This is a genomic window from Scandinavium hiltneri (assembly GCF_024764835.1).
GTDB classification, from domain to species: Bacteria; Pseudomonadota; Gammaproteobacteria; order Enterobacterales; family Enterobacteriaceae; genus Scandinavium; species Scandinavium hiltneri.
Window position 1 is genome coordinate 73,122 of sequence record NZ_JALIGE010000076.1, and the last position, 16,602, is coordinate 89,723.

Consider the following 16,602-nt stretch of genomic DNA (forward strand, 5'->3'; position numbering starts at 1 on the left):
GCGGCACATCGCTGCCGGGCCTACGCAGCAGAAGGTTGGCAAATGCAGTACGGGAGGGGCATATGACCTGGTTCATAGACCGGCGCCTGAACGGTAAGAATAAAAGTGCGGTGAATCGCCAGCGCTTTTTGCGCCGCTATAAGGCGCAGATAAAACAGTCGATCTCCGAGGCTATCAACAAACGCTCGGTGACCGATATAGACAGCGGCGAGTCGGTTTCCATTCCGACGGATGATATCAGCGAACCGATGTTCCATCAGGGACGCGGCGGCCTGCGCCATCGTGTACACCCAGGTAACGATCACTTTGTGCAGAATGACCGCATCGAGCGCCCTCAGGGTGGCGGCGGTGGCGGTGGAAGCGGTCAGGGCCAGGCGAGCCAGGACGGCGAAGGCCAGGACGAGTTTGTGTTCCAGATTTCGAAAGATGAATATCTGGACCTGCTGTTTGAGGATTTGGCACTGCCGAATCTGAAGAAAAATCAGCATCGCCAGCTGACGGAGTACAAAACACATCGGGCTGGTTACACCGCCAACGGCGTACCCGCGAACATCAGCGTGGTGCGTTCATTGCAGAACTCGCTGGCGCGACGCACGGCGATGACCGCCGGAAAACGTCGTGAGCTGCGTGAACTGGAAGCGAGCCTCGACACTGTCGCCAAAAGCGAGCCGGTGCAGCTACTGGAGGAAGAGCGTCTTCGCAAGGAGATTGCCGAACTGCGGGCCAAAATCGAACGCGTACCGTTCATCGACACCTTTGACCTGCGTTACAAAAATTATGAAAAACGCCCTGAGCCTTCAAGCCAGGCGGTGATGTTCTGTCTGATGGACGTGTCCGGTTCGATGGATCAGTCCACCAAAGATATGGCGAAGCGTTTTTACATCCTGCTGTATCTGTTCCTCAGTCGGACCTATAAAAACGTGGATGTGGTGTATATCCGCCACCACACTCAGGCTAAAGAAGTGGATGAGCACGAGTTCTTCTACTCCCAGGAAACCGGCGGCACGATTGTCTCCAGCGCCCTGAAGCTGATGGACGAAGTGGTCAAAGAGCGCTATGACCCGGCACAGTGGAATATCTACGCTGCGCAGGCTTCCGATGGCGACAACTGGGCCGACGACTCCCCGCTGTGTCATGAAATTCTGGCCAAGAAAATCCTGCCGGTGGTGCGTTACTACAGCTATATCGAAATCACCCGCCGGGCGCATCAAACGTTGTGGCGCGAGTACGAACATCTGCAATCGATGTTTGAAAACTTTGCCATGCAGCATATCCGCGACCAGGAAGACATCTATCCGGTCTTCAGGGAGCTTTTCCACAAACAGGGCACCACCACCAGCTAATCCCCCGTCAGCCAGAGAATTCCCCTCTGGCTGACGTCTTTTGCTGACCTCGCACGCTTCATTCCCCATATTAATTACGCGAACATGAATATCGTTCAAGTTGAATGAAATTAAATCACTTTTCCTCAATCAATGACTCAGGCATAAAATGAATCCTGTTATTTAATAAATTTTGAAGACGGCTGAATTAAAACCCGTTTTATCTCAGCCGCCAGGATGCCAGATGACGATGAATAAAGAATTGACTTTCACCCTTAAGCGCATTCGTTTCGACGAGAATTATAACCCTTCAGAAAATACGCGTATTACGACCAACTTTGCTAATCTGGCAAGGGGCGAGAAGCGCCAGGATAACTTGCGCAACACATTGGTGATGATTGATAACCGGTTCAATTCTCTTGCGCATTGGGATAACCCAACGGGCGATCGTTATTCTGTCGAACTTGAAATCATTACCGCGCAATTGAATATTCATCTTGAAGGCAAGGCCGATGCCTTCCCGGTGATTGAAATATTAAAAACCCACATCGTTGATAAAAAAACCAAGGAACGCGTTGAAGGGATTCTGGGCAATAATTTCTCATCTTATGTGCGCGATTATGATTTCAGCGTGTTGCTGCCCGCACACAATAAGAATAAAGCGGAACTTAGCCTGCCTGATGACTTTGGTGAATTACACGGAAATATATTTAAGTGCTTTGTGAATTCAGACACGTACAAAGACAACTTTGCGAAAGCGCCGGTTATTTGCCTGAGCGTCTCCAGTAAAAACACCTATTATCGTACGGGCAATCAACATCCCGTTTTAGGCGCGGAATATCAGCAGGACGAACCGTCTTTGACCGATACTTATTTTGCAAAAATGGGTCTACGGGCGCGTTACTTTATGCCTGAAAACAGCGTTGCGCCGCTGGCGTTTTATTTCACTGGCGATTTACTCAGTGATTACACCGACCTCGAGCTGATTGGCACCATCAGCACGATGGAGACGTTCCAGAAAATTTACCGCCCGGAAATATACAATGCCAATTCCGCGGCAGGTCTACAGTATCAACCGAGCCTGAACTATCAGGATTATTCTTTGACACGCATTGTTTACGATCGCGAAGAACGTAGCCAGTTGGCTATTGAACAAGGGAAATTTACTGAACAGCACTTCATCAAACCCTATCAAACTGTTCTTGAACAATGGTCCGCTCATTCCGTTCTTTGATTGACGAAAAGTATAAGGTCACCTGTTATGAAAAAATTATTACCGACTTCAACCGCCGGCAGTTTACCTAAGCCCTCCTGGCTTGCGCAGCCTGAGACACTTTGGTCACCCTGGAAATTGCAAGGTCAGGAATTAATCGACGGTAAGCAGGATGCCTTGCGTTTGTGTCTGGACGATCAGCAACAGGCCGGGATTGATATTGTCAGTGATGGCGAGCAAACGCGTCAGCATTTTGTCACCACCTTTATTGAGCACCTCAACGGCGTTGATTTCGAGAATCGTGAGATAGTTAAAATTCGTAACCGCTACGAAGCAAGTGTGCCGACCGTCGTTGGCCCGGTAAGTCGCCAAAAATCCGTCTTCGTTGAAGATGCCAGACTGTTACGCCAGCAAACCACACAGCCTATTAAATGGGCCCTCCCGGGGCCAATGACGATGATCGACACGCTTTATGATAATCACTATAAAAGCCGTGAAAAACTCGCCTGGGAATTCGCTAAAATTCTCAATGAAGAAGCCAAAGAGTTAGAGGCCGTGGGCGTCGATATTATCCAGTTTGATGAGCCTGCATTTAATGTCTTTTTTGATGAGGTGAATGACTGGGGAATCGCCACTTTAGAAAGAGCCATCGATGGGCTGAAATGCGAAACGGCGGTGCATATCTGCTACGGCTACGGCATTAAAGCCAATACAGACTGGAAAAAGACGCTGGGTACCGAATGGCGTCAATATGAAGAAATTTTTCCAAAGCTGCAAAAATCCAATATCGATATCATTTCGCTGGAATGTCAAAACTCCCACGTCCCGATGGAGCTAATGGAGCTCATTCGCGGTAAAAAGGTGATGGTTGGGGCTATTGATGTGGCAACCAATACCATCGAAACACCGGAAGAAGTCGCCGCGACACTGCGAAAAGCACTGCAGTTTGTCGACGCTGACAAACTCTATCCTTGCACCAACTGCGGGATGATCCCACTGCCGCGTGGCGTCGCGAAAGGCAAGCTGGATGCGTTAAGTGCCGGCGCTGAAATCGTCCGCAAAGAGCTGCTGGCGAAATAACGTCACCAGATAGCAGACAGTATTGGGCGATCACGTCAATTGCCCCGCTTCATCTGAAAGACTATCCTGACAGTCCGGTATTTTTCATGGAGTCACTATGTCTGAAATCACTTCCCGCGACGTCCACCAGCATTTGCTGGCGGTGCTGGAGCAGCAACAGGCCCGTTTTCGGGTGATAGAACATGAAGCGATGGGTAAATGCGAGGCGGTGTCGGAGATCCGCGGTACGGCGTTAGGACAAGGCGCCAAAGCACTGGTGTGCAAAGTGAAAGGTAACGGCGTGAAACAGCATGTGCTGGCCATTTTGGCGGCAGATCAGCAGGCCGATTTATCTCGCCTGGCAACACATCTTGGCGGGCTGAAAGCCTCACTGGCGAGCCCGGCGGAAGTGGATGCGCTGACCGCCTGCGTGTTTGGTGCAATCCCGCCGTTCAGCTTTCATCCGGCCCTGAAATTGGTGGCCGACCCTTTGCTGTTCGCGCGTTTCGATGAAATCGCGTTTAACGCCGGTCTGCTGGAAAAATCTATCGTGATGGACACCCAGGATTATCTGCGTATCGCTCAGCCAGAACTGGTCGATTTCCGCCGAGCCGATTGATCCCCCTGTCAGTGGCGTCTTTCCAGGTACAAAACGGACGCCACCAGAATCCCACCCACCGATAAAAATGAGAGTAAGATAATCAGCGTTTCGACAATTTGTTGATCGTACATCATCCCCCCCCCTTTGCTCACCTTATCCGTCTTACACCACCTTAATGACAACGGCATGACAGCCAGATGTCCCGCCGTTCACTTGTTCAAATACTGAAACGGTTCGCCCTAAAATATTACCGTCATGACGTAAAGCCGAACCGGCAAAAGCAATATGGATCGCTCTCAACGGCGAACGCTATCACGGTGGCGAACGCATCTGCGTGGACGCCCCGTTAGAGACAATCCCGGTATTTATCCGTGAAGGCAGTCAGTTGGTCAGCGTCTTAACAAACTGACCTTCGGGCAGACGCCAAAAAAATAAGATTGTTATATAGAAGCCTGTTTATGCACGCTATTTCGCGTACAGTGAACAGGCTTACTTTTTTTGGCAAGGACTCCCAAATGTTTGACCCTACCCTGTTAATTCTACTGGGGCTGGCGGCGCTCGGCTTTGTCAGTCACAACACCACCGTCGCCGTTTCCATTCTGGTGCTGATCATCGTACGCGTTACGCCGCTGAACACCTTCTTCCCCTGGATTGAAAAACAGGGTCTGACGATTGGTATTATCGTGCTGACCATCGGCGTAATGGCGCCTATCGCCAGCGGGACGCTGCCCGCCTCAACGCTACTGCACTCTTTCGTGAACTGGAAATCGCTGGTCGCGATTGCGGTCGGCGTGTTTGTTTCGTGGCTCGGCGGTCGAGGCGTTCAACTGATGGGAACACAACCGCAGCTGGTCGCGGGCCTTTTAGTGGGGACCGTGCTCGGTGTGGCGCTGTTTCGGGGCGTGCCTGTCGGGCCGCTTATCGCCGCCGGGCTGGTCTCGATACTTATTGGGAAGGGGTAGCCAACCCGCTGAGATATCGCCCCGGCGTCTGGCCTAATCCTTTACGAAACATGGTAATGAACGCGGTGGTGGAATCATAACCCAGCGCGTGTGCGGCCTGCTGCACGCTCTGACCACGGATCAACAGCTGTAGCGCCAGGATCAGCTGCAGCTGATGACGCCAGCGACGAAAACTCAGCCCGGTCTCTTTCACCACCAGCCGGGCCAGATTGCGTTCACTCATCGCAAAATAACTCGCCCACTGCCCCAGCGTTTGCCACACCGCCGGTTCCGCCTCCATCTTTTCCACCATCATGCGAATTTTGGGATGGGCAGAAACTGGTAACTGGAGCTGTTCCTGCGGCTGCTGCGGCAGCTCGTCAAACAGCACCTGAATCAGCCGGAGCGTCGCCGGGTCACGTTGCGGAGAGTCGTGGCGAACGGCCAGATTCAGAATGAGTTCCCGCACCAGCGGCGAGATTTTCAACGTACAGCAGTGTGCCGGTAACGCCGCTGCGCCAGGTTCGATAAACAGAAAACAGAGCCGGGCACCCGGCGTCGCGCGGTTGCTGTGCGGCACCTGGCCGGGGATCCACACCGCATACTGCGGCGGCACCATCCAAAGTGCATTTTCCACTTCGCACGTAATTGCCCCGTGCAGGGCCAGGATCAGCTGCCCTTTGCGGTGCTGATGCTCTGGGATGTACTGCTCGTCTTCCACAACCTGAACGCGAAACGCCGCTGCAGCATCGTGCTGGCTGTCGGGTTCATACCCCTCAAGCCCCAGTCCTGCCATCATTGCTTTTGTCCGATATTAGCGATTATTTGTCATTTTAGCTTGATTTCATCATGACGAAAAAGCGCTATCGTAGTCGCACCAAAGAATAACTGAGAACGCCATGAGTACTGTGTCCATGACTACCCCACGCCAGAATCTGCTTTTGATTGTGGGCATCCTGTTGATCGCCACCTGTTTACGCGTGACGTTTACCGGTGCCGCCCCGCTGCTTGACAGCATTCGTGCCGACTACGGGCTGTCCACCGCCCAGACCGGAATGTTGACCACCCTGCCACTGCTCGCATTTGGTCTGATTTCACCGCTGGCTGCGGGCGTTGCGCGCCGTTTTGGCATGGAGCGCAGCCTGATAGTTGCCCTGCTGCTGATTTGCATCGGGGTAGCCGTGCGTTCATTACCCTCGAATAGCCTGCTGTTCGTCGGAACCGCCATCATCGGCTGCGGCATTGCCTTTGGGAACGTTTTGCTGCCGGGCCTGATCAAGCGCGATTTTTCCGGTCACGTGGCGAAAATGACCGGGGCGTACTCCCTGACGATGGGGATTGCCGCGGCGGTAGGTTCTGCCGTGGTGGTACCGATTGCTCTGAGCGGCGCGGGCTGGCACGGCGCACTGCTGGCGCTGATGGCGTTTCCGTTGCTGGCGCTGTTAGTCTGGTTGCCGCAGTTGCGTAATCACACACCGGGCACGGTGACGGGGGCGCGCAGCCTGCACAGCAAAGGTATCTGGCGTTCGGCGCTGGCCTGGCAAGTGACGCTGTTCCTTGGGCTTAACTCGCTGGTGTATTACGTGATTGTGGGCTGGCTCCCCGCCATTCTTATCAGCCACGGCTACAGCGAAGCGCAGGCCGGCTCTCTGCACGGTTTGTTGCAGCTGGCGACCGCCGTACCGGGGCTACTGATCCCGCTGGTGTTGTTTAAGCTCAAAGACCAGCGCGGGATTGCCATCAGCGTCGCACTGATGTGCGCCGTGAGTGCTGTCGGCTTCTGGCTGTTCCCGCAGCAGGCGATGCTGTGGACGCTGATCTTCGGCTTTGGCTGTGGCGCGACGATGATCCTTGGGCTGACATTTATTGGCCTGCGAGCCGGTTCCGCACATCAGGCGGCGGCGTTGTCCGGTATGGCACAATCGGTCGGGTATCTGTTGGCGGCCTGTGGGCCTCCGGCGATGGGCCGAATTCATGACGTCAGCGGCGACTGGCACATTCCGCTGATTGTGGTCGCCGTTATCTCGCTGGTGATGGCCGTGTTTGGGGGATTAGCAGGGCGTGACCGGGAAATCGGCGGACAGGTCTAAATTGCCCGGTGGCGCGACGCTTAACGGACCTACGTCATCACTGTAGGCCCGTGCAAATGAAGTGTCGCCAGGTGATTCTTAATTTGCTGCCGCGCGAAGAAACGCGTGGACCAGCGGTGCCGGACGGCCAGCCAGCGCATTGCGCTCATACTGGAACAGCGTGCCGACAAAGAACGGATGAGTAATCAGTTCCACCGCGCGGATTTCGCCTTCTTCGTCCCAGCCAGTGACGCGCAGCGCGCCTTCGTCAAACTCCGCCGCGAAATCCGGTGAAATGCCGTAGTTGCAGTGATAGCCCTCTTCAATGCTGAGGCGACCATACGCTTTAGCGATGATGGTATTGGCGCGCAGTTCGATGGAGTCTGATTTCTCTACCAGCGAGCAGGCCAGTGGCGCAATCACCATTCGGCCTTCGGTGTCCGTTTCGGCGTGTGCCGCATCGCTCCAGCCCAGTACGTTGCGGGCATATTCGAGGATCGCATGCTGGAAACCGCCGCAGGTGCCAAGGAAGGGAATGCTGTTTTCACGCGCGTAGCGGATGGCGATAAACGCCCCTTCGGCATTTTTGTATGGGCTCGCGGGAACCAGCCAGATTGCGTCGTAGCCCACCAGGTCGTCAGCGCTTTTAATGTCGGTGGTGGCGACCCAGTCGTAATCGGCAGTGAGTTCCTGAACGGCGGCGGCATCGTCAATCGCCAGTGGGATCGCCTGATGCGCAATCACCTCGGGATTAAAATCGCCGACCAGTGCAATTCGTAGGGTATTTTTATTCGAAGCGAGTTCCATGAAGGGTTCCTTATGCTGTGCAGTTTTCGGACTACATAAGGAACACCAGCCTACCGGGGTTTTGCGCGCAGAACAATCCCCAAAATGTGCAGTTGGCGATCGTTTCATCTGTTCTCAGTTCGTATTACTCTTTCAGCGGGAAAATACGGGGCTGCGATGAAAACGAAAATTCTGGTGAGTGCCTGTCTGATGGGGCATCCGGTGCGCTATAACGCCAGCGCCAAAACGCAGTTGGGTGAATTGCTGCAAACGTTGCGGGCAGAAGACAGGCTAGTCATTCATTGCCCGGAACTCGCGGCCGGTTTACCGACTCCGCGCCCGTCGGCCGAAATTGTCGCCGGCCAGGGTGAACAGGTGATGGCGGGCCAGGCGCGTATTATCGAAAGCACCGGAACCGACGTCACCGCCCATTATCAGCTTGCGGCCTGGCTGGCGCTCGAGGCGGCCCAAGGCGCGGGCTGTACTGCCGCGCTGTTAACGGACGGCAGCCCTACCTGCGGCAGTACTGAAATTTATGACGGGAGCTTTAGCGGCAAAAAAATCACAGGCAACGGCGTTGCCGCCGCGCTTTTGCGCCAACATGGGATTGCGGTGTTTTCACATGAGCAAATCCCGGCGCTGCTGGCCTGGATTGCTGAACAGGACGAGAAGGCGTGATCCTGTTAACCGTATTACTCCGTTACTTTTTCCAGCTCATCGGCGGGGAGCATATCAGGCGTCAGTGGCATCAGATGTTCAGGGCGAACGAATGAAAAACCAGACTGACCGTCTGCCGACTGAACGTCACCCGTCACCAGCCACAGCGCTCGCTGGGCCTCACGCGGCAGTTCGGTGACCACGCCGTTGACAGGATTCAGGACGCGTTCACCCGGCTGGCACAGGGCAAACAGCGATACAGATTTACCGATATTCGCCCGGCCTGCGGGCGTTCGGGCCGCGATGATCATCGCCAGGGTGCCCGGTTTAAGCTGAAACATGCTGCTCTCACATACTCTTAAATTAAGATTAATCCTATCTTCAATTGTATCCTGGAGAGCAGCGCGCTGTCACGACTGCTTATGATCCCGACGATACAGAGTCCATTCGTCAATCACTTCCCCGCCAGGCAGTTTACAGTCTGAACGCACGCCCTGCGGGCTTTGTACGGGAACAGACGTGCCACCTTTTTGCTGGCAGTAGACCGCAGCAGGGTTTGCCATGCCGATATTTGGCGGTGGGGGTGCGTCGTTTTGTTCAGCGGTGGTGCAGCCTGCCAGCAGAATCGGCAACAGTAATCCAGCGTATTTCATTGATATAACATCCTTTGTGTGTGGCTAATTTGACTTAATCTTCACTATTTCTTCATTTTAACTGCACTTTTGCAAATTAAATTAGGCGCGTTCTCGTTCTGACCCGAGAACACATCATTCCATAATCAATGCGTTTTTGCCCCGTCTCCCCCGGCGGGGCTTTTTTTGCTCAAGAAGTCTCGCATTCTCGCCTGTTCAATGTATAAAACGTGATGTATTCATGGTTTACTATTTTTAGATAGTCGATATTTCAGCATAGCGTGCCGTTTTTGCCGTTACTGCACGGGAGCTTTCAGGTCATGTCAGATATTATTCTTGCCCGCGTCTCACAAACCCTCGCCACCGAACAGTCACTCGAGAGCCTCGTACGCCAGCTGCTGGAAATGCTGGAGATGGTGACGCATATGGAGTCGACCTATCTGACCAGAATCGATACGGCGACCCGTTTGCAACATATCGTGTACGCTCGCAACAGCAGTGATATGCAGATCCCTGAAGGGTTTGTCGTTCCGTGGGATGAAACGCTGTGCAAACGTGCGGTGGATGAACAGCACTATTTCAGCAATGACGTGGAGACGCGCTGGCCGGACTGCCATGCCGCGCAGGCGCTGGGGATCAGCACTTTTTTCACCACGCCCGTGCATCTGACCGATGGGTCACTGTATGGCACGCTCTGCACGTCCAGCCGCGACCAGCACAGTTACAATATTAACAGCGAACATGTGCTGCACCTGTTCGCGAGCCTGATTGCCCGCTACATCGAAAAAGAGTCACTGGTGACACAGCTGCGTCAGGCCAACGAGGCGCTGATCGCTCACTCCTACACCGATGCGCTGACGGGCCTTGCCAATCGACGCGCCGTCTATGAGCACCTCGACATTCTATTTGAACGTGCACGGATGAACCAGTCACACGTCCTGGTGGCGTTTATCGATCTCGACGATTTTAAAGAAATTAATGATGTTCACGGCCATCAGGCCGGGGATGCATTCTTAATTCAGGTAGGCCAGCGACTGGCCTCGGTGATGAGCGATGAGGATATCGTTGGGCGTCTGGGCGGAGATGAGTTTCTCATCGCCTGTGAAATCACGTCCAGCAATCAGAAAGCGCCGTTTATCGACCTGCTGCGCCGTCAAATCCGCGGCCACTATCTGCTGAGCGGCCACACGATTAATTACCCGGGCGCCAGTATTGGCACCATCGACGTCAATCCGCATGAGCTGGACGCAGAGAGCGCCATTCAGGCGGCCGATGCCGCCATGTATCTGGATAAAAAAGCGCGTCAGCGGGGGATTATAGCACCCTGAAAGCCAGGCGTTCAGGCTGAAACCTCTATTGGTCGCGGTCAGGCTCTAACAGAATGAATCCCAGCGGAATGGAGCACAGCAGCGTGAAAACGCTGCTGTACACCAACACCATCACACCCTGCAGAATGAACATCGAATCAGACCAGTCGTGATACGGTAAATCGTACTCCTCGACTACCCCGCCAAATGTGGCATGTCCCACAAGCGTCAATGCGATGACAAAGATGACGGCGACCGCCAGAATAAAGCGCTTACCGTTCTTTGTTTTAAATTGTTCCAGCTGCATTACAGACTTCTCTGATGGGATTTTCCGGCGCAGTTTTAACACTAAATTAACCCGGCGGATATCTGTTTTTAGTTCCAAACTGTATGGCTGCTCTTTTTAGCAGCAAATGGTCCTGACAGCCCTTCTCTCCTGCCCTCCAGGTAAAGAAAAACAGAACCCAGGTGAGTGTTTTATACTTAAGTGTTGTGAGGCTCGCCTCGCATTCGTTTTGACTCATCCCGCTAAACGCACTTCGGTTTGGGCCCATGTATTCACGCAGTGAACAGTGAGGAATGACATTATGAGTTTATTCGACCAGGTGGCAGGCATGTTCGGTGGTCAAGACGGACAGGCTGGTACCTATCAGGCGATATTAACCTGGATTAACGAGCAAGGCGGTGTATCCGGACTACTGGCAAAATTTCAGCAGGGTGGATTGGGAGCGGTGGTTGAATCCTGGATAAGCACCGGCACAAACCAGCCGGTATCGGGTGACCAGATAACTTCCGCGCTGGGCTCCCCTGCCGTTGCGGATCTCGCCGCCAAACTGGGCATCGACACGCAAAGTGCGTCGAACCTGATTGCCGAGCATTTGCCGAAGGTGGTCGATACCCTTTCACCTGACGGTCAGGTCAATCAGCAACAAGACCTGCTGTCTGAAGGCATGGGGCTGCTGAAAGGTAAGCTCTTTAGCTAACGAGGCACTCAAACAACAGGCATAAAAAAACCGCCCATTGGGCGGTTATCTGGACAATCAGTTTTACAGGTACTTTTCGGCTGCTTTGAGAATATCTTCTGCAGCAAGTTCTCTGTCTGTGGCGACATGGATTACATTGTGATCGCCGGTCAGAGAGGGAAAACTGGCAGACATGATTATCAAATTTGCCTCCTCGCCGTTCGGATATTCACAACGTATTGACGTTTCATCAGGCATAACGGAGACAACGGTAAGAGGTTCGGCGTTAAAAAACACGAGCACTTTTTTCATTCGTTCTCCGGATGGATGTAAGTCTGTCACCAGCCCTAATTAAAATAGTATTTATCTGATAGCATCGTGCGTATTATTTTCTGATTTCGGTAATAGCGGAAACAGAAACAGGACGTTGCCAGGTGTAAATATTATCGGCGGTAATCATTGCTGATTTGCAAAAAATGCATTTTGCACCGAACGGATTTTTTTCAGTAACATCGAAAGATGAAGTCCGATATTGCGAACCGTGGCAGCAAGGGCAGCGGAAGTGAATTGAGTCAGTAATAGTCAGGCCCTCAGCGCGGAACCACGTTGACAGCGGAAGGACCTTTAGGACCGGCTTCAACGGAGAATTCAACTTCTTGATTTTCATACAGAGTACGGAAATCGTTGCTTTGGATAGCAGAGAAATGTACGAAGACATCTTTGCTTCCGTCTTTTGGAGTAATAAAGCCGAAACCTTTTTCAGCATTAAACCATTTAACAATACCAGTCATTTGGTTAGACATGTTTTTTACCTTTAATTATTATTTCGCCCGCAGGCTGTGTTGGTTTGAAAACCTGTTGTTTCTAAGAAAACTGAAGAAGGTACATCAAGGAGAGAAAATGATGAGGACGACTTAAGAGAACTGTTTCAGATAACGTGTATGTTCAAACCGATAGGGCATTAACGCATGATTAACTTTATTAAGCAAGTCTTATCTCAAAAGATTTGTCAGTGCCGGGAAAAGTCTGCTTTGTTAAAAATAAAAAAATGAATGAGGGCTTTTCGCGAACTATTGAGGTATTGTTTTGCGCCAACATATAAGGAATACACATGGCTGAACGTAAAAATCGTCAACTTCGCCCTTCCCAACCCGCAGAATGTTCATGTCCGAAATGTGCAAAGAAATCAATGCACAGCCCATCAAGAATCAAGAAAAACAGTCCTTTGCTCTGCCCCTATTGTGGCACGCTCTTTTCAGCGTCGCAGCTCGCTGCCAGGTAATTCGACGCCTGACTGCTGAGGCTCGCGCTTAGTGCATTACCCTGAGCGCAGTCAGGCTACAGGTATAAAAACGGGAACCCAAAGGTTCCCGTTTTTGTTATCTGCGGCGTAGCGCCGTTACAGTGATTTATCGACCGTGGTGTCTGAGCCTTTGGTCAGGATGCGTACTTTGTCGCCCGGATTAAACACCACTCCGCCGGTGTACGACTGGACCACGTCGATAGTGGCGCCCGACTCGGTTTTGATCAGCAAATCCACCTGCTGTGGCGCCTGCTGCGTGCTTTGATGGTAGCGTGATGCCCCCGCCCCGGCGAGTGCGCCACCTACGGTCATTGCGGTTTTGCCTTTACCGTTGCCGAACTGGTGGCCTACCACGCCGCCCAAGGCCCCGGCCGCTACGGTTCGTAATGGATGATACTGCCCGTTAGCCTGGCTGATGACGCGACTCTGCTGAACCACGCCGTATTCCACCAGTGTTTTGCTTCCAGCAAAACTGGACTGGCTGGCGAAAAGCAAGAAACTGACTGCGATGAGTGCACTTTTTTTCATGATGGCCACTTTTGATCGTTTTAAACGTAGTCGCGATTCTGCCATTCCCTGCATGTTTCCGCTAAGTCATTAATGCTACAGCACTCCCTGACAGGCTTTACCAGAACATACTTGTGTTTATCGTCGTCACTGCGGCCTTGACACTGAGTATCCATACAGTATAAAACTGTACATCTAAACAGTACAAAGGAAGCAGTCATGTTCGTCGAATTAATTTATGACAAACGCAATTTCGCTGGCTTGCCTGGCGCGCAAGAAAAAATTCTGAGTGAACTCACCCGTCGCGTTCAGCAGATTTTCCCGGACGCAGACATTCGCGTTAAGCCAATGATGACGCTGCCGGCGATCAACACTGACGCCAGCAAGCATGAAAAGGAACAGATTAGCCGCGCCGTTCAGGAAATGTTCGAAGAAGCGGACATGTGGCTAGTCGACGAATAACGCGCCATCAGCCTCGATTCACCGTTGCCGTAAAGTCATCAAAGGGAAGTGGCCTGGAGAAGTAGTATCCCTGCACCCGTTCACATCCCATTTCCTGAAGCTTCTCAAGCATCTCCAGCGTCTCCACGCCCTCAGCCACCAGCGGCACGTTAAAGCTTTTGGCGAGCGTCAGCACCGATGAAACCACCGCCGCGTTCTTCTCATTAGTCAGAATGTCAGAGACAAACGTTCTGTCGATTTTCAGGCAGTCGAACGGGAAAGAGTGCAAATAAGAGAGGCTCGAATAGCCGGAACCGAAATCATCAATAGCCACGTTCACGCCCAGGCGGCGCAGATACTTAAGCGTATCGACAATCTGATCGGTGTGTTTCATCAACGTACTTTCGGTGATTTCCACGCAGATGTTGCCGTTCATCAGTTCGTTCTCCTGAATACAGGTGAACAGATGCGAAGCAAAATCGGGCTGCTGCAGCTGCATTGCTGAAATATTGACGTGCAGTTTGAAATCTTTCGGACCACCGCGCACAATAAACTTCGCCAGCTGCTTACAGGATTGGGCGATGACCCAACGCCCAATCGGAATGATCAGCCCCGACTCTTCCGCAAGGCTAATGAACTTGATCGGCGAGATAAACCCTTCGTCCGGTGTTTGCCAGCGAATCAGGCTCTCACCTTCATTACAGCTACTCTGATTATCAAGATTCATGATCGGCTGCATTACGATATGGAATTCATCGTTGGCAATAGCATGCTGTAATTTTTCATGCAGCCGAATATTCTCAAGCCCCTGCTCCTGCATTTCCTGCACAAAGACCAGCGACTCACCATTACCTATTTTTTCAGCGTGCTGCACGGCTATCCCGGAATTCAAAATCACTTCCGGCATTCGTTCTTGAGTCATGTGACCAAAGAACATCCCAGAATTCCCGATAAAACAGTAACGTTCAGTTTCAGCGTCGCCATCGGATTTAATATCAAGGAACAGTGACTGCAGGATATCCTCAAAGAACATCAAATCTTTTTGTTCGTAAACCTCAGGGAATATCGCCAGGAAGCTGCCAAAGTCATCACGGCACAGCAGCGTCCCGCCAGGAAGGATATTCTTCATTCGGCTGACAAAACTACGCAGGAAACGGCCGGAATATTCAAGCCCCATTACCCGAGCAATATTTGCGGCATTGCTCACGTGAACACGGGCAAGCAGGTTTTTACCTTCGTAGGACTCAGGCTTACTGAGCATCCCGGCACGTGTTGGCAGGCCAGTCAGATTGTCTTCCTCAACCAGCTTGCGGTGCTTTTCAGTGCGGGCGGCCAGCTCATGGGAAAGCCTGAAGAAACTGGAATCCAGCGTCGCCACCTCCGGGAACAGTCTTTTGTTCTCCTCCGGCTTCCACTGCATGTTTAGCAGGTCTTTGTTTTTACCAATGATATTGTTAAGCGGACTGAAAAAGTTACGCAGAACAATGGCCGCAATGAGATACACAATGGCGAACAACCCCATAATTTTGATAGCAAACGCAATAATCGTTTTCTTGATGCTGCCCGACAACGAGTCCTGCGATGTTATCAGCAATACGTGGCCGTGAAGCTCTCGATCGGTGCTGCCATACTTTATGGTATGAACAATATACTTATCGCCTTTACCTGAGGTAATCTCCGCCGAACTACCCTGATGGGTACTCTTTTCCATAATTTCAGGCGTTAAAAGTTGACGCAACTCTTTGGTTGTCAGTCTCTTTCCCTCGGCCTGGTGATGCTCTTTTGCCGCGCTTGCCAGTTCGGGCTGCAGAAGCGCAGGAGATATCGGCATTTCTGACGACGAAACAATATTATTATCGCGCCCAGTTATCAGTATGGTGTTGTCTTTAAAAGGCAATACCTCACAGACATAGCGACTCATGCTATCGGGCATAATCTCCGAGGAAATAACCCCCAGCAGTTTTCCTGCACGGTTATATACCGGCGTTCTGTATGCCAGCATTCTGTCATTTTTATTATATGAGCGCGGATAAATGCGGGACCAAAATGACTTTTTGGACTGCTCTGCTTTTTCAAGCCAAGGCTGAACTAACTTGTTGAAATCATAAACAGTTTCAACAACCCGTGAGTACTCTGTCGACCCTTCATAGACGTTCAGAATGTTATGCGCATCCCCAGACGTCTTCTCCATGTTGATGATTTTTTTGTTATTAACATCAAGGCGATTGAACGCAACATAATTCCCGTCAGGCGTGGTGAATGACACTCTGTCGACCGAGACATGGCCAAAGAGATCGGTTCTGATCAGCTGCTTTAAGGTCTCTGCAACCTGCGTGGCGCTTAACGCATCGAGGTCACTGTTCTCGTAAGTGCGCGCAAAAAGCTGGTTGGTGACGGTCGGAAGATCCATGTAGTCTTCCAGTGTTTGCACGACATTTGCCCCGCTGGACTGAATGAGTCTCTCGCCAGTATAGCGGATAGTCTCATCCATGCCGGTGCTGACAAACATCGCCAGCATCGCACCGGCGATACAAAACGATACGATGGCAAGCCCGGATAAAGCGCAGGCCAGCGATACGGGATATTTACTGTGGGAGATCGTTTTTTTCATGCCGCTGTAACTAAAAGGTTAAATGACCAAGAACATCTCGACATGCACGCGCGATAGAGGGAGCAGGAATTAGCTTGATTCATTTTCAGAAATTAATGTTTATCGAGCGTATAATTAGGACACAAACGTTTTTTTAGGTCCTGACATTCTGTGCGGTAAAAGCAAGAATGTTCTGAGTAAATCCTGAATTA

At 51.9% G+C, this 16,602-nt stretch carries 22 protein-coding genes; 11 read left to right on the forward strand and 11 right to left on the reverse strand.

Translation table 11 applies throughout. From position 1 onward, the window contains the following. Nucleotides 1–62 precede the first annotated feature (62 nt). From MUU47_RS17730 to MUU47_RS17745, 4 genes are all read left to right on the forward strand, one after another. Nucleotides 63–1,343, forward strand: a complete 1,281-nt coding sequence (locus MUU47_RS17730; RefSeq protein WP_258989480.1) for a YeaH/YhbH family protein — start codon at nt 63–65, stop codon at nt 1,341–1,343. 229 nt (nt 1,344–1,572) lie between these two features. Further along, entirely contained in the window at nt 1,573–2,556 is a 984-nt protein-coding gene (locus MUU47_RS17735; RefSeq protein ID WP_258990550.1) for a DUF1852 domain-containing protein, read from the forward strand. A gap of 27 nt (nt 2,557–2,583) precedes the next feature. Beyond that, the gene (locus MUU47_RS17740; protein WP_258989481.1) at nt 2,584–3,615 is read left to right on the forward strand and encodes a methionine synthase; all 1,032 of its coding nucleotides are present in this window, start codon (nt 2,584–2,586) and stop codon (nt 3,613–3,615) included. Nucleotides 3,616–3,712: 97 nt separating this feature from the next. Continuing rightward, entirely contained in the window at nt 3,713–4,213 is a 501-nt protein-coding gene (locus tag MUU47_RS17745) for a YbaK/prolyl-tRNA synthetase associated domain-containing protein (RefSeq protein ID WP_258989482.1), read from the forward strand. Between the two features lie 8 nt (nt 4,214–4,221). On the opposite strand, the gene yoaI is transcribed toward MUU47_RS17745, so the two are convergent. Next, complete coding sequence (gene yoaI / locus MUU47_RS23415) at nt 4,222–4,383, reverse strand: small membrane protein YoaI (RefSeq protein ID WP_309578272.1); 162 nt, start codon at nt 4,381–4,383, stop codon at nt 4,222–4,224. Nucleotides 4,384–4,710: 327 nt separating this feature from the next. On the opposite strand from yoaI, the gene MUU47_RS17750 reads away from it, so the two are divergent. Further along, entirely contained in the window at nt 4,711–5,157 is a 447-nt protein-coding gene (locus tag MUU47_RS17750) for a DUF441 domain-containing protein (protein WP_159465792.1), read from the forward strand. Here MUU47_RS17750 and MUU47_RS17755 read toward each other — a convergent pair. Continuing rightward, on the reverse strand, nt 5,141–5,935 hold the full coding sequence (locus tag MUU47_RS17755) for an AraC family transcriptional regulator (RefSeq protein WP_258989483.1): 795 nt from the start codon (nt 5,933–5,935) through the stop codon (nt 5,141–5,143). The genes MUU47_RS17750 and MUU47_RS17755 overlap by 17 nt on opposite strands. Before the next feature lie 100 nt (nt 5,936–6,035). On the opposite strand from MUU47_RS17755, the gene MUU47_RS17760 reads away from it, so the two are divergent. Continuing rightward, nucleotides 6,036–7,226 (forward strand): CynX/NimT family MFS transporter, encoded by a 1,191-nt coding sequence (locus MUU47_RS17760; RefSeq protein ID WP_258989484.1) that lies wholly within the window; start codon nt 6,036–6,038, stop codon nt 7,224–7,226. A 78-nt stretch (nt 7,227–7,304) separates the two neighbouring features. Here the strand turns inward: MUU47_RS17760 and MUU47_RS17765 are convergent, their stop codons facing one another. Then, nucleotides 7,305–8,012, reverse strand: a complete 708-nt coding sequence (locus MUU47_RS17765) for a CTP synthase C-terminal region-related (seleno)protein (protein WP_258989485.1) — start codon at nt 8,010–8,012, stop codon at nt 7,305–7,307. A gap of 156 nt (nt 8,013–8,168) precedes the next feature. On the opposite strand from MUU47_RS17765, the gene MUU47_RS17770 reads away from it, so the two are divergent. After that, nucleotides 8,169–8,669, forward strand: coding sequence for a 2-thiouracil desulfurase family protein (locus MUU47_RS17770; protein ID WP_258989486.1), 501 nt, complete (start codon nt 8,169–8,171; stop codon nt 8,667–8,669). Nucleotides 8,670–8,683: 14 nt separating this feature from the next. Here the strand turns inward: MUU47_RS17770 and MUU47_RS17775 are convergent, their stop codons facing one another. Continuing rightward, the gene (locus MUU47_RS17775) at nt 8,684–8,989 is read right to left on the reverse strand and encodes a hypothetical protein (RefSeq protein ID WP_258967288.1); all 306 of its coding nucleotides are present in this window, start codon (nt 8,987–8,989) and stop codon (nt 8,684–8,686) included. A gap of 69 nt (nt 8,990–9,058) precedes the next feature. Then, the gene (locus MUU47_RS17780) at nt 9,059–9,301 is read right to left on the reverse strand and encodes a putative hemolysin (RefSeq protein WP_110509713.1); all 243 of its coding nucleotides are present in this window, start codon (nt 9,299–9,301) and stop codon (nt 9,059–9,061) included. A 299-nt stretch (nt 9,302–9,600) separates the two neighbouring features. Here MUU47_RS17780 and MUU47_RS17785 point away from each other — a divergent pair, with 299 nt between their 5' ends. After that, nucleotides 9,601–10,608, forward strand: a complete 1,008-nt coding sequence (locus tag MUU47_RS17785) for a sensor domain-containing diguanylate cyclase (RefSeq protein ID WP_258989487.1) — start codon at nt 9,601–9,603, stop codon at nt 10,606–10,608. A gap of 25 nt (nt 10,609–10,633) precedes the next feature. Here the strand turns inward: MUU47_RS17785 and MUU47_RS17790 are convergent, their stop codons facing one another. Then, the gene (locus tag MUU47_RS17790; RefSeq protein WP_258989488.1) at nt 10,634–10,894 is read right to left on the reverse strand and encodes a DUF2534 family protein; all 261 of its coding nucleotides are present in this window, start codon (nt 10,892–10,894) and stop codon (nt 10,634–10,636) included. A 280-nt stretch (nt 10,895–11,174) separates the two neighbouring features. Here MUU47_RS17790 and MUU47_RS17795 point away from each other — a divergent pair, with 280 nt between their 5' ends. Continuing rightward, nucleotides 11,175–11,570 carry a YidB family protein gene (locus MUU47_RS17795; protein WP_159775276.1) on the forward strand — a complete coding sequence of 132 codons (396 nt, stop codon included), beginning with the start codon at nt 11,175–11,177 and terminating at the stop codon, nt 11,568–11,570. Nucleotides 11,571–11,633: 63 nt separating this feature from the next. On the opposite strand, the gene MUU47_RS17800 is transcribed toward MUU47_RS17795, so the two are convergent. The 3 genes from MUU47_RS17800 to cspE all read right to left on the reverse strand — a co-directional run bounded on the left by MUU47_RS17800 (nt 11,634) and on the right by cspE (nt 12,352). After that, complete coding sequence (locus MUU47_RS17800) at nt 11,634–11,861, reverse strand: hypothetical protein (protein WP_159775274.1); 228 nt, start codon at nt 11,859–11,861, stop codon at nt 11,634–11,636. 73 nt (nt 11,862–11,934) lie between these two features. Continuing rightward, nucleotides 11,935–12,129, reverse strand: a complete 195-nt coding sequence (gene ymcF / locus MUU47_RS17805; protein ID WP_185153786.1) for a cold shock small protein YmcF — start codon at nt 12,127–12,129, stop codon at nt 11,935–11,937. A 10-nt stretch (nt 12,130–12,139) separates the two neighbouring features. Continuing rightward, nucleotides 12,140–12,352: a transcription antiterminator/RNA stability regulator CspE gene (cspE, locus tag MUU47_RS17810; protein WP_258989489.1), complete on the reverse strand. Its 213-nt coding sequence runs from the start codon at nt 12,350–12,352 to the stop codon at nt 12,140–12,142. Between the two features lie 308 nt (nt 12,353–12,660). Between cspE and MUU47_RS23545 the strand changes: the two genes are divergently transcribed. After that, nucleotides 12,661–12,831: a YnfU family zinc-binding protein gene (locus MUU47_RS23545; RefSeq protein ID WP_217448705.1), complete on the forward strand. Its 171-nt coding sequence runs from the start codon at nt 12,661–12,663 to the stop codon at nt 12,829–12,831. A gap of 117 nt (nt 12,832–12,948) precedes the next feature. Here MUU47_RS23545 and MUU47_RS17815 read toward each other — a convergent pair whose 3' ends face one another. After that, nucleotides 12,949–13,380, reverse strand: coding sequence for a glycine zipper 2TM domain-containing protein (locus MUU47_RS17815; protein ID WP_258989490.1), 432 nt, complete (start codon nt 13,378–13,380; stop codon nt 12,949–12,951). Between the two features lie 198 nt (nt 13,381–13,578). On the opposite strand from MUU47_RS17815, the gene MUU47_RS17820 reads away from it, so the two are divergent. Continuing rightward, complete coding sequence (locus tag MUU47_RS17820) at nt 13,579–13,821, forward strand: DinI-like family protein (RefSeq protein WP_258989491.1); 243 nt, start codon at nt 13,579–13,581, stop codon at nt 13,819–13,821. A gap of 7 nt (nt 13,822–13,828) precedes the next feature. Here the strand turns inward: MUU47_RS17820 and MUU47_RS17825 are convergent, their stop codons facing one another. Continuing rightward, nucleotides 13,829–16,411 (reverse strand): bifunctional diguanylate cyclase/phosphodiesterase, encoded by a 2,583-nt coding sequence (locus MUU47_RS17825; RefSeq protein ID WP_258989492.1) that lies wholly within the window; start codon nt 16,409–16,411, stop codon nt 13,829–13,831. Nucleotides 16,412–16,602: the final 191 nt, after the last annotated feature.

Excerpts from the sequence above, each read along its gene's own strand:
- MUU47_RS17730 (WP_258989480.1), top strand. The coding sequence starts at position 63 with ATGACCTGGTTCATAGACCGGCGCCTGAACGGTAAGAATAAAAGTGCG.
- MUU47_RS17735 (WP_258990550.1), top strand. The coding sequence starts at position 1,573 with ATGAATAAAGAATTGACTTTCACCCTTAAGCGCATTCGTTTCGACGAG.
- MUU47_RS17740 (WP_258989481.1), top strand. The coding sequence starts at position 2,584 with ATGAAAAAATTATTACCGACTTCAACCGCCGGCAGTTTACCTAAGCCC.
- MUU47_RS17745 (WP_258989482.1), top strand. The coding sequence starts at position 3,713 with ATGTCTGAAATCACTTCCCGCGACGTCCACCAGCATTTGCTGGCGGTG.
- yoaI (WP_309578272.1), bottom strand. The coding sequence starts at position 4,383 with ATGCCGTTGTCATTAAGGTGGTGTAAGACGGATAAGGTGAGCAAAGGG.
- MUU47_RS17750 (WP_159465792.1), top strand. The coding sequence starts at position 4,711 with ATGTTTGACCCTACCCTGTTAATTCTACTGGGGCTGGCGGCGCTCGGC.
- MUU47_RS17755 (WP_258989483.1), bottom strand. The coding sequence starts at position 5,935 with ATGATGGCAGGACTGGGGCTTGAGGGGTATGAACCCGACAGCCAGCAC.
- MUU47_RS17760 (WP_258989484.1), top strand. The coding sequence starts at position 6,036 with ATGAGTACTGTGTCCATGACTACCCCACGCCAGAATCTGCTTTTGATT.
- MUU47_RS17765 (WP_258989485.1), bottom strand. The coding sequence starts at position 8,012 with ATGGAACTCGCTTCGAATAAAAATACCCTACGAATTGCACTGGTCGGC.
- MUU47_RS17770 (WP_258989486.1), top strand. The coding sequence starts at position 8,169 with ATGAAAACGAAAATTCTGGTGAGTGCCTGTCTGATGGGGCATCCGGTG.
- MUU47_RS17775 (WP_258967288.1), bottom strand. The coding sequence starts at position 8,989 with ATGTTTCAGCTTAAACCGGGCACCCTGGCGATGATCATCGCGGCCCGA.
- MUU47_RS17780 (WP_110509713.1), bottom strand. The coding sequence starts at position 9,301 with ATGAAATACGCTGGATTACTGTTGCCGATTCTGCTGGCAGGCTGCACC.
- MUU47_RS17785 (WP_258989487.1), top strand. The coding sequence starts at position 9,601 with ATGTCAGATATTATTCTTGCCCGCGTCTCACAAACCCTCGCCACCGAA.
- MUU47_RS17790 (WP_258989488.1), bottom strand. The coding sequence starts at position 10,894 with ATGCAGCTGGAACAATTTAAAACAAAGAACGGTAAGCGCTTTATTCTG.
- MUU47_RS17795 (WP_159775276.1), top strand. The coding sequence starts at position 11,175 with ATGAGTTTATTCGACCAGGTGGCAGGCATGTTCGGTGGTCAAGACGGA.
- MUU47_RS17800 (WP_159775274.1), bottom strand. The coding sequence starts at position 11,861 with ATGAAAAAAGTGCTCGTGTTTTTTAACGCCGAACCTCTTACCGTTGTC.
- cspE (WP_258989489.1), bottom strand. The coding sequence starts at position 12,352 with ATGTCTAACCAAATGACTGGTATTGTTAAATGGTTTAATGCTGAAAAA.
- MUU47_RS23545 (WP_217448705.1), top strand. The coding sequence starts at position 12,661 with ATGGCTGAACGTAAAAATCGTCAACTTCGCCCTTCCCAACCCGCAGAA.
- MUU47_RS17815 (WP_258989490.1), bottom strand. The coding sequence starts at position 13,380 with ATGAAAAAAAGTGCACTCATCGCAGTCAGTTTCTTGCTTTTCGCCAGC.
- MUU47_RS17820 (WP_258989491.1), top strand. The coding sequence starts at position 13,579 with ATGTTCGTCGAATTAATTTATGACAAACGCAATTTCGCTGGCTTGCCT.
- MUU47_RS17825 (WP_258989492.1), bottom strand. The coding sequence starts at position 16,411 with ATGAAAAAAACGATCTCCCACAGTAAATATCCCGTATCGCTGGCCTGC.